15 protein-coding genes are annotated in these 14394 nt (G+C 71.1%); 7 read left to right on the top strand and 8 right to left on the bottom strand.

The features are described from left to right. Nucleotides 1–2: 2 nt before the first annotated feature. Nucleotides 3–1274 (bottom strand): winged helix-turn-helix domain-containing protein, encoded by a 1272-nt coding sequence (locus tag ITJ69_RS03500; protein WP_194672021.1) that lies wholly within the window; start codon nucleotides 1272–1274, stop codon nucleotides 3–5. 92 nt (nucleotides 1275–1366) lie between these two features. On the opposite strand from ITJ69_RS03500, the gene ITJ69_RS03505 reads away from it, so the two are divergent. Together ITJ69_RS03505 and ilvA are read left to right on the top strand one after the other, a co-directional pair. After that, nucleotides 1367–2617 carry an AI-2E family transporter gene (locus ITJ69_RS03505; RefSeq protein WP_123294741.1) on the top strand — a complete coding sequence of 417 codons (1251 nt, stop codon included), beginning with the start codon at nucleotides 1367–1369 and terminating at the stop codon, nucleotides 2615–2617. A gap of 62 nt (nucleotides 2618–2679) precedes the next feature. Beyond that, entirely contained in the window at nucleotides 2680–3939 is a 1260-nt protein-coding gene (gene ilvA, locus ITJ69_RS03510) for a threonine ammonia-lyase (RefSeq protein WP_123340649.1), read from the top strand. A gap of 146 nt (nucleotides 3940–4085) precedes the next feature. Here ilvA and greA read toward each other — a convergent pair whose 3' ends face one another. Together greA and ITJ69_RS03520 are read right to left on the bottom strand one after the other, a co-directional pair. Then, a complete protein-coding gene (gene greA / locus ITJ69_RS03515) occupies nucleotides 4086–4574 on the bottom strand; it encodes a transcription elongation factor GreA (protein ID WP_111084815.1) in 489 nt (162 codons plus the stop codon). Nucleotides 4575–4644: 70 nt separating this feature from the next. Next, the gene (locus tag ITJ69_RS03520) at nucleotides 4645–5145 is read right to left on the bottom strand and encodes a DUF4307 domain-containing protein (RefSeq protein ID WP_165918729.1); all 501 of its coding nucleotides are present in this window, start codon (nucleotides 5143–5145) and stop codon (nucleotides 4645–4647) included. Between the two features lie 23 nt (nucleotides 5146–5168). Here ITJ69_RS03520 and mca point away from each other — a divergent pair, with 23 nt between their 5' ends. Both mca and ITJ69_RS03530 read left to right on the top strand, forming a co-directional pair. Further along, nucleotides 5169–6059, top strand: coding sequence for a mycothiol conjugate amidase Mca (gene mca / locus ITJ69_RS03525; protein ID WP_194672022.1), 891 nt, complete (start codon nucleotides 5169–5171; stop codon nucleotides 6057–6059). Continuing rightward, nucleotides 6056–6361 carry a hypothetical protein gene (locus ITJ69_RS03530; protein WP_123294745.1) on the top strand — a complete coding sequence of 102 codons (306 nt, stop codon included), beginning with the start codon at nucleotides 6056–6058 and terminating at the stop codon, nucleotides 6359–6361. Before mca ends, ITJ69_RS03530 begins: the two co-directional genes overlap by 4 nt. A 124-nt stretch (nucleotides 6362–6485) precedes the next feature. On the opposite strand, the gene trhA is transcribed toward ITJ69_RS03530, so the two are convergent. Then, nucleotides 6486–7193 (bottom strand): PAQR family membrane homeostasis protein TrhA, encoded by a 708-nt coding sequence (gene trhA, locus ITJ69_RS03535; RefSeq protein WP_123294746.1) that lies wholly within the window; start codon nucleotides 7191–7193, stop codon nucleotides 6486–6488. 95 nt (nucleotides 7194–7288) lie between these two features. Between trhA and ITJ69_RS03540 the strand changes: the two genes are divergently transcribed. From ITJ69_RS03540 to ITJ69_RS03550, 3 genes are all read left to right on the top strand, one after another. Continuing rightward, the gene (locus ITJ69_RS03540) at nucleotides 7289–8074 is read left to right on the top strand and encodes an isoprenyl transferase (RefSeq protein WP_194672023.1); all 786 of its coding nucleotides are present in this window, start codon (nucleotides 7289–7291) and stop codon (nucleotides 8072–8074) included. A 95-nt stretch (nucleotides 8075–8169) separates the two neighbouring features. Continuing rightward, entirely contained in the window at nucleotides 8170–9279 is a 1110-nt protein-coding gene (locus ITJ69_RS03545) for an aminotransferase class V-fold PLP-dependent enzyme (RefSeq protein ID WP_111084809.1), read from the top strand. Between the two features lie 482 nt (nucleotides 9280–9761). Next, nucleotides 9762–11123, top strand: coding sequence for a PhoH family protein (locus tag ITJ69_RS03550; protein ID WP_185021053.1), 1362 nt, complete (start codon nucleotides 9762–9764; stop codon nucleotides 11121–11123). 92 nt (nucleotides 11124–11215) lie between these two features. Here the strand turns inward: ITJ69_RS03550 and ITJ69_RS03555 are convergent, their stop codons facing one another. From ITJ69_RS03555 to ITJ69_RS03570, 4 genes are all read right to left on the bottom strand, one after another. After that, complete coding sequence (locus tag ITJ69_RS03555) at nucleotides 11216–12619, bottom strand: class II fumarate hydratase (RefSeq protein WP_194672024.1); 1404 nt, start codon at nucleotides 12617–12619, stop codon at nucleotides 11216–11218. A 161-nt stretch (nucleotides 12620–12780) separates the two neighbouring features. Next, nucleotides 12781–13395 carry a carbonic anhydrase gene (locus ITJ69_RS03560; RefSeq protein ID WP_111084807.1) on the bottom strand — a complete coding sequence of 205 codons (615 nt, stop codon included), beginning with the start codon at nucleotides 13393–13395 and terminating at the stop codon, nucleotides 12781–12783. A gap of 76 nt (nucleotides 13396–13471) precedes the next feature. Beyond that, nucleotides 13472–14107 (bottom strand): DUF4245 domain-containing protein, encoded by a 636-nt coding sequence (locus ITJ69_RS03565; protein WP_123673045.1) that lies wholly within the window; start codon nucleotides 14105–14107, stop codon nucleotides 13472–13474. Further along, nucleotides 14104–14349, bottom strand: coding sequence for an exodeoxyribonuclease VII small subunit (locus tag ITJ69_RS03570; protein WP_194672025.1), 246 nt, complete (start codon nucleotides 14347–14349; stop codon nucleotides 14104–14106). Before ITJ69_RS03570 ends, ITJ69_RS03565 begins: the two co-directional genes overlap by 4 nt. Nucleotides 14350–14394: the final 45 nt, after the last annotated feature.

The raw sequence follows: 14394 nt of genomic DNA on the forward strand, positions 1-14394 counted from the left end.
GGTCAGGCCTCGACGGCGTCGAGATGCTCCGTGGGTTCGGGGGCATCGGCGTCGTCGACGGCTTCGTGCGGGACCAGCGGGAGGCCGAGCGCCCCGGCGACCGCGGCTGCAGCCGTGCCCCGATCGGTGACCTCGACCTCGTCGAGTCCCTGCCAGGCGGCGGTGCGTCGGAGGGTCTCGGCCAGCCGCTCGGCATCGAGGTGCTCGCCGGGCTCCTGCCACGCGGTCCGGACCCGCAGCACGCCACGCTGCCGGTCGCTCTTCAGGTCGACCCGGCCGACGAGGCGGTCGTCCTGCAGCACGGGCAGCACGTAGTACCCGAACACCCGCTTCGGGGCCGGTGTGTAGATCTCGATCCGGTAGTGGAACCCGTACATCCGCTCCGCCCGCCGGCGGAACCACACGACCGGGTCGAACGGGCTGAGCACCGCGTCGGCGGTGACCTGCCGGGGCACCCGGGCGTCGGGGTGGAGCCAGGCCCGCTCACCCCAGCCCTCGACCCGCACGGGCAGGAGCTCGCCGGCAGCGGTGAGCTCCGCGATGGCGCCGGCGGTGTCGTCCGACCGCAGTCGGTAGTAGTCGGCGATGTCCGCTCGGGTGCCGACGCCGAGGGCGCGGGTGGCGTGCCGGACGAGTTCGAGCACTGCGGCAGCGCGCGGCGGTGCCGTCTCGAGGAACCCGGCCGGCAGGACCTGCTCGGGCAGGGCGTAGACGCGCTCGAAGCCCGAGCGTCCGGCGCTCACGGCCTCGCCCCAGCGGAACATCTGCTCGAGCCCGAGTTTCACGTCGCTCCAGCCCCACCACGGCCCACGGCGCACGTTCGACTCGTGCTCGACCGCGCTGGCTCGCATCGGCCCCTCGGCACGCAGGAGCGCGTGCAGCTCGCGTCGGACCCCGGCGGTGCGGGTGACGCCGTCGATCCTGGTCGGACCGGCGTCGCGCTCCCGCAGGGCGTCCATCCGCCAGCGGAACAGCCGCAGGTCGTCGCGCGGGATGAGGGCTGCCTCGTGCGCCCAGTACTCGGTGTAGGGCCCGGACCGGCCGAGGGTCAGTCGGTCGAGCGTGGACCGGTCGTACGCCCCCAGCCGTGCGAAGAGCGGCAGGTAGTGGCTGCGCTCGAACACGTTCACCGAGTCGATCTGCAGCAGCCCGAGCCGGGCGAACGCAGCGTTCACCGCACGCGTCGAGACGTCCGTCGCCGGTGGCCGACCGAACCCCTGCGCGGCGAGGGCGACGCGGCGGGCTTCGGCGGCGGAGAGCGAGGACCTGACCATGCGGCGACGCTACCGAACCCCGCCGACAGCGCGGCGTCCGAACGTATGCCGTATCTGGAACGCGAGGGCGTCTGGATCGCTAGGATCGGCCCATGGCCTGGGGAAAGAAGACACCGCACACGGATCCCGTCGTCGTCGATGACGCGGTGCCGCCCGGCATGCGGATCGCCGGTGCGTGGTCGTGGCGGATCCTCGTCGTGGTCGGCGTCGTCGCGGTGGTCATCTACCTGGTCACGCTGTTCAGCGAGATCCTCATCCCGTTCCTCATCGGCATCGTCGTCGCCGCGCTCCTGGTCCCCCTGTCGAACTGGATGCAGCGCCACCACGTGCCGAAGTGGCTCGCGGTCATCGTCAGCCTGGTCGGTGGGCTCGCCGCCGTCGGGGCGCTCATCTGGCTCGTCGTCGACCAGATCGCCGCCGCCTACCCGTCGCTCCGCGACCGCACCCTGTCGCAGTACGACAACATCCGCGACTTCGTGCTCAGCTCCGGGCTCGGGATCAGCCAGAAGGACCTGAACTCCTACCTCAACCAGGCGACCGACTGGCTGCAGAGCAACTCCGGCTCGATCCTGTCCGGAGTCGCCAGCGCGGGGTCGTCCCTGACGCACATCCTCACCGGCCTGTTCATCGTCATCTTCACGGTGATCTTCCTGCTCATCGACGGCAAGAACGTCTGGCGCTGGACGGTCCGGCTCTTCCCGAAGAACGCCCGCAGCGCGATCGACGGCGCCGGGGTCGCCGGCTGGACGACGTTGACGAGCTTCATCCGGGTGCAGATCTTCGTCGCGTTCGTCGACGCCGTCGGCATCGGCCTCGGTGCCTTCTTCCTGCAGCTGCCGCTCGTCGTGCCGATCGCGGTCTTCGTGTTCCTCGGGTCGTTCATCCCGGTCGTCGGCGCGATCGTCACCGGGTTCCTGGCGGTGTTCGTCGCCCTGGTCTTCAACGGCCCGGTGGCGGCGGTCATCATGCTCGGCGTGATCCTGGTCGTGCAGCAGGTCGAGGGACACATCCTGCAGCCGCTCGTCATGGGAAGCGCCGTCAAGGTGCACCCGCTCGCCGTCGTCCTCGGGGTCACCGCGGCGTCGGGTCTCGCCGGCATCGCGGGCGCGTTCTTCGCCGTCCCGCTCATCGCCACCGTCAACTCCATGGTCACGACCATCTCGAGCGGTCGGTGGAAGACGATGGACTCCGACCACGTGCTCGAGGCCAAGCAGGACGCGCACGACGAGAACGTCCGGACCAAGCGCCGGCGCAAGGTCCTCAAGTTGCGCAAGCGCCGTGGCGACGTCCCGAAGCCGGGCACCGACGAGCAGCCGACCGCGGTCAAGGGGACGGCAGGCTGACGCTGAACGATCCCTCGTGTCACGGGTTCGCCGCGGACGCCCGGAACGACGATGATGGGGGAGTGACCGACACCAGCGCCTCCCAGCACACGCTCGCTGCGATCCCCACCCTCGCGGACATCGAGACGGCGCGGGAGACCATCTCGGGCGTCGCGCGCGTCACCCCGATGGAGACCTCGCAGTTCCTGGCCGAGGTGCTCGGTTCACCGGTGCACCTGAAGTGCGAGAACCTGCAGCGCACCGGTGCGTACAAGGTCCGCGGCGCGTACAACCGCCTGTCGACCCTGTCCGAGGAACAGCGCGCCAAGGGCGTCGTCGCGGCCAGCGCCGGCAACCACGCCCAGGGCGTCGCCCTCGCCGCCCGCGAGCTCGGCATCCCGGCGACGATCTTCACCCCGGTCGGTGTCGCGCTGCCGAAGCTGCAGGCCACCCGCCACTACGGCGCCGAGGTCGTCCTGCGTGGCCATTCGGTGGAGGAAGCCCTGAGCGCCGCCAAGGACTTCGCCGCGCACACCGGCGCGGTCTTCATCCCGCCGTTCGACCACCCCGCCGTCATCGCCGGCCAGGGAACCCTCGGCCTCGAGATCATCGACCAGGTGCCCGACGTGGACACCGTCGTCGTGCCGATCGGCGGCGGCGGGGTCATCTCCGGCATCGCCCTCGCGGTCAAGGGCATGGCCGAGCGGCTCGGACGACCGATCAAGGTCATCGGGGTGCAGGCCGAGAACGCCGCTGCCTACCCGTCGTCGATCCGCGCCGGCGAGCCCGTCACCATCACGACGACACCGACGATCGCCGACGGCATCGCGGTCGCCCGCCCCGGCGACCTGAACTTCCCGATCATCCGCGACCTGGTCGACGACATCGTCACGGTCTCCGACGACGACACCGCCCGCGCCCTGCTCGTGCTGCTCGAGCGCGCGAAGCTCGTGGTCGAGGCCGCCGGAGCCGTCGGCGTCGCCGCGATCATGTCCGGCGCGGTCCGCGACACCGGGCGCACCGTCGTGCTGCTCAGCGGCGGCAACATCGACCCGCTCATGATGGAGCGCGTGATCACGCGCGGTCTCGTCGCCGCGTCGCGCTACATCGGCATCCGCATCATGCTGCCGGACCGTCCGGGCCAGCTCGCCCGGGTCGCCCAGGTGATCTCGGACGCCGGCGCGAACGTGGTCGAGGTCCTGCACACCCGCCACGGACAGGGCCTGGTCATCAACGAGGTGGCCCTCGACCTGTCGATCGAGGCGCGCGGCCCCGAGCACGCGCAGGAGGTCATCCAGCGCCTGCACGAGGTCGGCTTCCGCCCGGAGCTCCTCGAGCACTAGTCCTGCGACGATCCACGAGTCGTTCGACGCGTGTCCTGTCGGATCGGTGGTGCGCCCCGGTGAGCGGGGCCGTGGACGCGACCAGCGGACAGACGGGAGGCCCGTGGCGGTGTCGCCCCGGGCCTCCTGTCCGTCTGTGGTGCTGCCTACGGCTCGTAGCGCTCGATCTTGACGACCTCGACCGCGATCTCCTTGCCGTTCGGCGCCGTGTAGGTGGCCTTGTCGCCGGCCTTGAGGCCGACGATCGCCGCGCCGACGGGGCTGACCGGGCTGTAGACCGTCAGGTCGGAGCCCTCGGCGACGATCTCGCGGCTGCCGACCAGGAACGTCGACTCGTCGCCCGCGATGACCGCGGTGACGACGGTGCCGGGCTCGACCGTGCCGTCGAAGACCGCTTCGCTGACGGTCGCGTGCTTGAGGAGGTTCGTGAGGACGCGGATGCGCGCCTCGATCTTGCCCTGCTCGTCCTTGGCGGCGTGGTAGCCGCCGTTCTCCTTGAGGTCGCCCTCTTCGCGAGCGGCCTCGATGCGGCGCGCGATCTCGGCACGGCCCTCGCCGCTCAGCTCGTCGAGCTCCGCCTGGAGACGGTCGTGCGCCTCCTGGGTCAGCCAGGTGACCTGCGTGTCGTTGCTCATCTTCTGTCCCTTCGACCATGAAAAACGAGACCGGCCGAGTGGTCGGTCTCGAGAGGCGAATCAGGACAGTCTAGGGAATCCAGCAGTCGTGGATCAAGCCGGTGACGCCACGGGTCGTGGTCGTCACCTCGGTGCTGACACTGCGGGTGCGCTGCTCGGACGGGGCGAGGGTGATCTCCTTCCAACCCACGATCGAGTAGCTCTTGTCGAGGACCTGGACGGCGCACTTCGCCCGGACGCCCGGGTCGACGGAGACCTGCGAGTGCACGACCGTGCTGTGCTGGGAGAGGACCTCGTACCCCACGACGTCGTCGGTCAGGCCGCGGTCGGACTGGTCGAGACCCGCCCAGATCACCCAGGCGGCGAAGACCACGACCACGGCGATGGCGGCGGTGATCGCGACGGCCTTGCTGCGGCGCGCTCGGGCCGGGGTGCGGCCGTAGCGGTCGTCGAGGGTGGCGGTGTGGTGCTGTTCGGACAGTTCGGGGCTCCCGGGGTGATTATCCTGATCCCAGGGTAGTTCACGCGTCGCTGTGCACTTCCCGTCCCCGCTCGTCCTCCGCTCGCCCACGCTCACCCCCGTGAGGAAGTCCCGTGCCGTTCCGCTTGCTGGCCGTCCACGCCCACCCCGACGACGAGTCGAGCAAGGGGGCGGCGACCGCGGCGAAGTACGTGGCCGAGGGGCACGAGGTGCTGGTCGTCTCCTGCACCGGGGGCGAGGCCGGCGACATCCTCAACGACCAGCTCGGCGAGCCCGCGACGAGCCGTGCGCACCGCGACATGGCCGGGTACCGCCGCGGTGAGATGGCCGCCGCGCAGGCAGCCCTCGGCATCGACCACCTGTGGCTCGGTTACCACGACTCCGGGTTGCCCGACGCCGAGAAGGGCGAGACCGTCCGACCCGGCACGTTCTCGACCGTGCCGCTCGTGTACAGCACCGAGGCGCTCGTCCGGGTGATCCGCCGGTTCCGTCCGCACGTGCTCGTCACCTACGACGAGAACGGCGGCTACCCGCACCCCGACCACATCCGCACGCACGAGGTGTCCGTCGCCGCCTGGGCAGCCGCGGCCGATCCCGCTGCGTACCCCGCGGCCGGCGAACCGTGGTCGATCGCGAAGCTCTACTACGAGCGCACGATGAACCCGCGCCGCTTCCGCACGATCTTCGAGGCGCTGCAGGACCGCGACCCGGACAGCCCCGCGATCGAGCAGCTGCGCGAGTGGGTGGAGCGGTTCGCCGACCGACCCGACCTCGCCACCACGCACGTCGACGTGCACGAGTACTTCGACCAGCGCGACGCGGCGCTCCGTGCCCACGCCAGCCAGGTGGCGCCGGACAGTGCGTTCTTCTACTGGCCGAACGACCTCCTGGCCACGGTGTGGCCGACCGAGGACTACCAGCTCGTGGAGGCCCGCGTGCCGACCGAGCTCCCGGAGACCGATCTGTTCGCCGGGATCCCTGCCGACAAGGAACCGACCCCGTGAGCTCCATCGCGGCGGCACTCGCCGCCACCCCCAGTCCCAGCCCCAGCGTCGTGCCGGACGTGAACGTCACCCCCGGTGTCGTCGGGTTCATCGCCATCGCGCTGGTGGCGATCGCGACGATCGTCCTGGTCGTGGACATGACCCGGCGCATCCGCCGGACGCGCTACCGGTCGGAGATCCGCGAGCGTCTCGAGGCGGAAGCGAACGGCACCGCGGTCGACGGTCCGGCGACGGACGAGTCGGAGCGGCGTGCGGCCGAGGACGGCCGGGCCGACGTCGGGGACGACACCGAGCGCGGTTGACCCGCTAGAGCCTGACGGAACCGGGCGTACCTGGGCGGATCGGGCGTACCTGGTCGAAAGTTCCGGGTGAGTACGCCCGGAACGACCAGGCATCGCGCGCGTTCTGGGAAGGAACGTGCGACCGTCAGCGCACCGGGTCCAGGGCGACGATGAGCACGCCGACCCACTGCGCGCCGAAGGCCACGACCGTCAGGGCGTGGAACACCTCGTGGAAGCCGAACTGGGTGGGCACCGGGTTCGGCCGCTTGAAGCCGTAGACGAGCGCGCCGATGATGTACGCGACACCGCCGGACAGGATGAGCACGGTCATCGGGACGCTCGCCGCGAAGAACTGCGGCAGCAGCCCGAGCGCCGCGCAGCCGAGCACCAGGTAGATCGGCACGTACAGCCACCGGGGCGCGTTGATCCACAGCACCCGGAAGGCGATGCCGAGGGCGGCGCCGGACCACATCACCCAGAGCACGACCACCATCAGGGTGTGCGGCAGGGCGCAGATCGCGATCGGCGTGTAGGTGCCGGCGATGAGCAGCAGGATGTTCGTGTGGTCGATGCGCTTGAGCACCGCCTTGACGGTCGGCCCCCACGGGAACCGGTGGTACGTCGCGGAGACCCCGAACATGGCCAGCGACGTGGCCATGAACACCGCGCTGCCGACCTTCGCCGCGGTGCTGTCGGCCAGGGCGATGAGGACGATGCCCATCGCGATGGCGAACGGGAACGCGCCGAGGTGGATCCACCCGCGCCAGGCGGGGCGGGTGTCCTCCGTGGTCGTCGCGGCCTCTTCGGTGAACGGGACGTGGGGGAGGGTGGCGGTCTCGTGCTCGTCCTGCATGTGCCGACTGTAAGCCCCGTGCCCGAACGGATGCCACGAGTTCTGGGGGAGCCGCACTCGGGACGCTCCGACCGACGGTGCACTACGCTCGGTGCGTGACCGGCAGGGTGGGATGGGCAGGACGAGGGATCCTCTACCGCGCCTACCAGAGCCGCATCCGCCGCCAGATCGAGGGCAGTGCGAAGCCGAAGCACGTCGCCATGATCGTCGACGGCAACCGTCGGTGGGCGAAGCAGCTCGGGCTCGAGTCCGCCGCGCACGGCCACCGCGCCGGCGCCGCGAAGATCCCGGAGTTCCTGACCTGGTGCGACGAGCTCGGCATCGAGGTCGTGACGCTCTACCTGCTCTCCGCCGACAACCTGACCGGACGTGCCGGAGCGGAACTCAGTGAGCTCGTCGGCATCATCGGCGACCTGGCCGGGGTGCTCGCCGACACCACGGACTGGCGTGTCCAGCACGTCGGGTCGAACGAGGGGCTGCCCAACTCGCTCGTGTCCGCGCTCGCGCAGGCCGAGGAGCGCACCGCCGGCCGGACCGGACTCCACATCAACCTGGCCGTCGGGTACGGCGGGCGCCGCGAGATCGCCGACGCCATGCGCAGCATCGTGGAGTCGCACGGCGCGGGTGGCGGCACGATCGACACCCTGGCCGAGGTCCTGACGCCCGAGCTCATCGGCGACCACCTGTACACGCAGGGACAGCCCGACCCCGACCTGGTGATCCGGACCTCGGGCGAGCAGCGGCTGTCCGACTTCATGCTCTGGCAGAGCGCGCACAGCGAGTTCTACTTCGTCGAGGCGCTCTACCCCGACCTGCGCGAGGTCGACTTCCTGCGCGCCGTCCGCGACTTCGGGCTGCGGTCGCGACGCTTCGGCGGCTGACGCTTCCTCGCTACTGCGCGGATCGGCCTGGGTTCGCTGACGTTCAGTGATCCCAGTAGGCTCTCAGGGTTCGACACTGTGAAAGGTGCACCCCTGTGAACATCGACGAGTACGCCGCCGGCTTCTCCGAGGACCCCGGCTACCTCGACCACGCTGCGTTCGGCCCCGTGCAGACCGCCGTGCTCGAGGAGCAGCGCGTGCTCGGCACGATCCAGGAGCACATGCGCTTCGGCGCCATGGAGACCCTCGACGAGCAGGACGCCCGAGTCCGCACGGTCGCCGCCCGCTTGGTCGGTCGCCGCGAGGACCAGGTCGTCTCGCAGACCGCGACGACGCCCGGCCTGCTGCACACGGCCTTCGGCCTGACCGGCGGCGTGCTGGTGTCGGCCGACGAGTACCCCTCGCTGCCGCTCGCGCTGGCGAGTGCCGCCTCGGCGACCGGCGGCCGCGTCCAGCCGGTCGTCATCGAGTCCGGTGCCGGGTGGATGACCCCCTCGCTCATCCAGGAGCGCCTGACCGACGACGTGACGGCCGTGGCGGTGTCGCTGGTCGACTGGCGCACCGGCTACCTGGCCGACCTCGCCGGCATCCGCGAGGTCATCGGCGACCGCCTGCTGATCCTCGACGCGATCCAGGGCTTCGGAGTCGTCGACGCCCCCTACGAGATCGCGGACGTCGTCGCGACCGGCGGCCAGAAGTGGCTGCACGCCGGCTGGGGCACGGGCTTCACCGCCTTCAGCGACCGCGCCCTGAACCGCCTGCGTCCGGCGCTGTCCGGCCCGCACGGCACCACCGGCTGGCCCGTGGACGTCCCCGCCGTGCGCCCGGGTGCCGCCGGGTACCAGATGACGCGCATCGACCCCATCGCGCAGGCCCGCCTCGCGGTGTCGCTGGACCGGCTGACCGCCGTCGGTGTCGCCGCCGTGCAGGAGCGCGTCACCGAGCGCGTCGAGCGCGTGTTCGCGATCGCGGACGAGTTCGGGCTCGAGGTCGAGTCCAGCCGTGACCCGCGCGAGCGCGCCGGCATCGTCGTGCTGCGGCCGGCCGAGGGGCGCCTGACCGCGCTGTCCGCGGCGCTGCACAACCACGGCGTGACCGCGACGACGCGGCTCGGCGTCGCGCGGGTGTCGGTGTTCGCCTCGACGACGGACGAGACGCTCGACATGTTCCGGGACGCCTGCGTCTCGTACGCCACGCTGCAGTAGCGCGCGTCAACAGGCGGACGGGAGGCGCGGGGCGGTGCCCCCACGGGCCTCCCCTCTGTCGAGTGGTCGCGAACTGTCGGCTCGCGCGGTCGCAGCCGACAGTTAGTGACCACTCGACGCCGTCCGCGCGACGAGTCGCGACCAACGGGCGGCCTGGAGGCGCGGTGCCCGGCCGCCACGGGCCTCCTGTCGGCCACCCGCGAGCGGTCACGACGCACCGCGTACGTCCGCCGACTGGTCACCGTCGGTCGGGCGGCACAGCCGCAGCCGACAGCGCGTGACCGGTCAACTGCCGGAGTCACGTTGTTCACGTGACCGTAACGCCGGAAACCGCGTGTCGCTGGCGGGGTGTCGGAGGGCGGACGTACGTTGTCCCCATCGGGCACCGCGCCCGATCGAAGCGGCCACAGTCGGTGCTTCGGGACCCGCTCCACGGCCGCGTTCGAGGACATGGACCGGGCTGCTCGCGGCCCGGGGATGGAGTGGTCGTGACCTCTCAGAACGTCTCTCGCGGAACCCAGCACCAGCCCACCGCGGACTCGTCCACGTCGGTCGCCCAGCGCACGTACGTGCTCGACACATCGGTGCTCCTCAGCGATCCGCGGGCCTTGTTCCGCTTCGCCGAGCACGCGGTGGTCCTGCCCGTCGTGGTCGTCAGCGAACTCGAGTCGAAGCGCAACGACCCGGAGATCGGGTACTTCGCGCGGCAGGCCCTGCGGCTGCTGGACGAGATGCGCATCGAACACGAACGGCTCGACTTCCCGATCGCGCTCGGTGACGGCGGTTCCTTCCGCGTCGAGCTGAACCACTCCAACCAGTCCGTCCTGCCGTCCGGGCTGCAGCTCGGCGACAACGACTCCCGCATCCTCGCCGTCGCCTCGAACCTGCAGAACGACGGGCTCGACGTGGTCGTCGTGTCGAAGGACCTGCCCCTGCGCGTCAAGGCGTCGTCGATCGGCATGGCGGCCGAGGAGTACCGCGCCGAGCTCGCGGTCGACTCCGGCTACACCGGCATCGCCGACCTGCAGGTCTCGGGCGAGCAGATGGCCGACCTGTACGAGAAGGAGGAGATCCGCTCCGTCCAGCTCGACGGCGTGCCGGTCAACACCGGAGTCGTCATCCACTCCGAGCGCGGTTCGGCCCTCGGTCGCGTGCACACCGCCGGTTCCGTCGCCCTGGTCCGTGGCGACCGCGAGGTCTTCGGGCTGCGCGGCCGGTCCGCCGAGCAGCGGCTCGCGATCGACGCCCTGCTCGACTCCGAGATCGGCATCGTGTCCCTGGGCGGCAGCGCCGGCACGGGCAAGTCAGCGTTGGCCCTGTGCGCCGGGCTCGAAGCAGTGCTCGAGCGGCAGCAGCACAAGAAGATCATGGTGTTCCGGCCGCTGTACGCCGTGGGTGGCCAGGACCTCGGGTTCCTGCCCGGTGACGCCGGCGAGAAGATGAACCCGTGGGCGCAGGCGGTCTACGACACCCTCGGGTCGGTGGTGTCCGACAACGTCCTCGACGAGGTGATCGAGCGCGGCTTGATCGAGGTCCTGCCGCTCACGCACATCCGCGGTCGGTCCCTGCACGACGCGTTCGTGATCGTCGACGAGGCGCAGTCGCTCGAACGGAACGTGCTGCTCACCATGCTCTCCCGCATCGGGCAGAACTCCCGCGTGGTGCTCACCCACGACGTCGCGCAGCGCGACAACCTGCGGGTCGGACGGCACGACGGCATCGCGAGCGTCATCGAGCGGCTCAAGGGCCACCCGCTGTTCGCCCACGTCACGCTGACCCGGTCGGAGCGCTCCGCGATCGCCGCCCTCGTGACGGACCTGCTGGACTCGCCCGACCTGGTCTAGGTCCGTCGGCCGAGACTCGGCCTGAGCGACAGTTCTCGCGCGCACCGGCGCGAGAACTGTCGCTCACCGCGAGACTTGCCCGCGGCAGGAGCTCAGTTCGGGTGGGTCATGGACAGGACGTCCAGTGCCGCGTCGAGCTGCTCCTCGGTGACCTCGCCACGCTCGACGTGGCCGAGCGCCACGACGGCCTGGCGGACGGTGATGCCCTCGGCGACGGCGTACTTCGCGACCTTCGCCGCGGCCTCGTAGCCGATGACCCGGTTGAGCGGGGTGACGATCGACGGCGACGACTCGGCGAACGCCCGGGCGCGCTCGAGGTTCGCCTGCAGCCCGTCGATGGTCTTGTCGGCCAGCACCCGCGAGCTGTTCGCCAGCAGACGGATCGACTCGAGCAGCGCCGTTCCCATCACGGGGATCGCGACGTTGAGCTCGAACGCACCGGACGCACCCGCCCAGGCGATGGTGGCGTCGTTGCCGATGACCCGCGCGCCCACCATCAGGGTGGCCTCGGGGATCACCGGGTTGACCTTGCCGGGCATGATCGACGAGCCCGGCTGCAGGTCGGGGATGTGCAGTTCGCCGAGGCCGGTGTTCGGGCCCGACCCCATCCAGCGCAGGTCGTTGTTGATCTTCGTCAGGCTGACCGCGAGCACCTTGAGCGCCCCGGAGGCCTCGACCAGGGCGTCGCGTGCGCCCTGGGCCTCGAAGTGGTCGACGGCCTCGGTGATCGGCAATCCGGTGTCGCTCGCGAGCTGGGCGATCACCCGCTGCGGGAAGCCCTTCGGGGTGTTGATGCCGGTGCCGACGGCGGTGCCGCCGAGCGGGACCTCGGCGACGCGGGGGAGCGTCGCGGTGACCCGCTCGATGCCCAGGCGGATCTGGCGTGCGTAGCCACCGAACTCCTGGCCGAGGGTGACCGGGGTGGCGTCCATCAGGTGCGTGCGGCCGGACTTCACGGCGTCGGCCCACAACGTGGCCTTGGCCTCGAGCGACTCGGCGAGGTGCTCGAGCGCCGGGACGAGCGAGCGCAGCAGGGCTTCGGTCACGGCGACGTGCACCGAGGTCGGGAACACGTCGTTCGACGACTGCGAGGCGTTGACGTGGTCGTTCGGGTGCACCGCGGTGCCGCCGATGTCCGACGCCAGCGTGGCCAGGACCTCGTTCATGTTCATGTTCGACGAGGTGCCGCTGCCGGTCTGGTACACGTCGACGGGGAACTGGTCGTGGTGCTGCCCACCGATGATCAGGTCCGCCGCGCCCGCGATGGCGTCGGCGACGGCCGGCTCGACGATGCCGAGCTCGCCGTTCACGATGGCCGCAGCGCGCTTGATGCGGGCGAGCGCCACGATCTGGGCCGACTCGAGCCCGGTGCCCGAGATGGGGAAGTTCTCGACAGCGCGCTGGGTCTGGGCGCGGTACAACGCCGACTTCGGCACCCGCACCTCGCCCATGGTGTCGTGCTCGATGCGGAACTCGGTCTCGGTGGTGTCGGTCACGTCGTCGTGGTCCTTCCTGGGGTGCTCGCCGGACGCGGTCGCGTCGGGGGACTGCGCCGGCGCACGAGGTCTCCGTGGGTCACGGAACCGGCGCCGGGCGTCTCGTTCGACTGTACCGGTGCGACGGCTGTGGGACGTGCGGGTGCGGCGCCGAGGGGCCGTCAGGCGTTGCCGACCACCGTGTCGATCGTGACCTCGCCCGTGCCGAGGTCGTAGGTCGCGCCGACGACGGCCAGCCGGCCCTCGGCGATCGCGTCGGAGACGGCACCGGAGCGCTCGAGCACCTGGCGGAGCGTGGCCTCGAGGTGGGCGGCCCCGATCGCTTCCTGCGGGAGCTCGGCGTCGGTGGCACGGACCTTCTCGACGCTCGGGGCGATGGCGTCGACCAGGGCCTGCAGGTGCGGCGCGGGGACCGGCTCACCCGAGCGGGCCGCGGCGACGGCACCGCACCGGGTGTGGCGCAGGACGACGACGAGCGGGGTGCCGAGCGCGACGACCGCGAACTCGATCGACCCGAGCACGACGTCGTCGACGATCTGCCCGGCGTTGCGGATGGCGAAGAGGTCACCGATGCCCGCGTCGAACACGTGCTCGAACGGCACGCGCGAGTCGGAGCAGCCGAGGACGGTCGCGAACGGCGCCTGCGACCCCTGGAGCTCGGTGCGGCGGTCGGGGTCCGTGCGGCCCATGCGGCGCTTGTCGGCGGCGAAGCGGGCGTTGCCGTCGACGAGCAGGCGCAGGGCGTCGGACGGGGTGGAGGCGGCGCGGTCGGGCATGGGGCTCCTCGGATCGGGTCGGATCAGGTCGAGTGGTCGGGCTGCGGGGTGTCCGGCAGGATTCGTCCGGCGGTCGCTACTGGGAGAACTGCTTGGTCACGGCCGTGGCCACGGTGCGGTACGACGAGTCGTCGGCGGTGCCGGAGAGCACGATCGTGTTGGCGCCGAACGTGGACACGAGCGAGTACGCGTGGTTGCCGGCGTCGGAGCCCTCGGCCCGTCGGTCGTACACGGTCCACTTCGTGCCGTCGATGACGCGGGTGCCGGTCGACGGTCGCTGGTCGAGCTGGTTCGAGACCCACGAGCCGTTGGCGTCCACGCCCTGCTGCAGGCTGAGGTACTGCTTGTCCGGCGTCACGAACCCGACGGTCCAGACGTCGACGTCGTCCGAGGTCTTGTCGGAGAAGTCGGCGCGGTTCGACGTGAAGCCGCTCGGCAGGTCGGGGGCGGCGAGGGTGATGTCGCCGACGTGGGCATCGGCCGCGATCTGCTGGTAGTCGACGGTGCGGTCGACCGTGGTGTTCGGCCGCACGACGACGGCGACGAGGAACAGCACGATGCCGAGCGACGCGATGAGCGCGATCACGAGGTTGAAGGCCGTCTGGTGCTGGCGGCGAGCGGTCCGTGCGGCGTCCTTGCGTGCCCAGGTCTCCTCTGCCGTCTCGGGTCGGCCGAGCTCGGCGACGATCGGGCGACCGTTCGCGTCGGTCATCGGGCGGAGCCGTCCTCGGCGCGGCTGGCCGCGCGGGCCGCGTCGAGCCGGGCACGAGCGCCGACGAGCCACTCTTCGCACCGGGCGGCCAGGGCCTCGCCGCGCTCCCAGAGCGACAGCGAGCGCTCGAGGGTCGCGGAGCCCTGTTCGAGCTCGCTCACGACGCGCACGAGTTCGTCGCGGGCTGCTTCGTAGCTCAGCGACTGGACGTCGGTCTGCTCGGGTTCCTGCTGGGATGGCACGACTCGATCCTACCGAGGGTCCACCGACTGACCGACGTGCCCGCT

This window comes from Curtobacterium sp. VKM Ac-2887, assembly GCF_015350935.1.
Taxonomy (GTDB): Bacteria; Actinomycetota; Actinomycetes; order Actinomycetales; family Microbacteriaceae; genus Curtobacterium.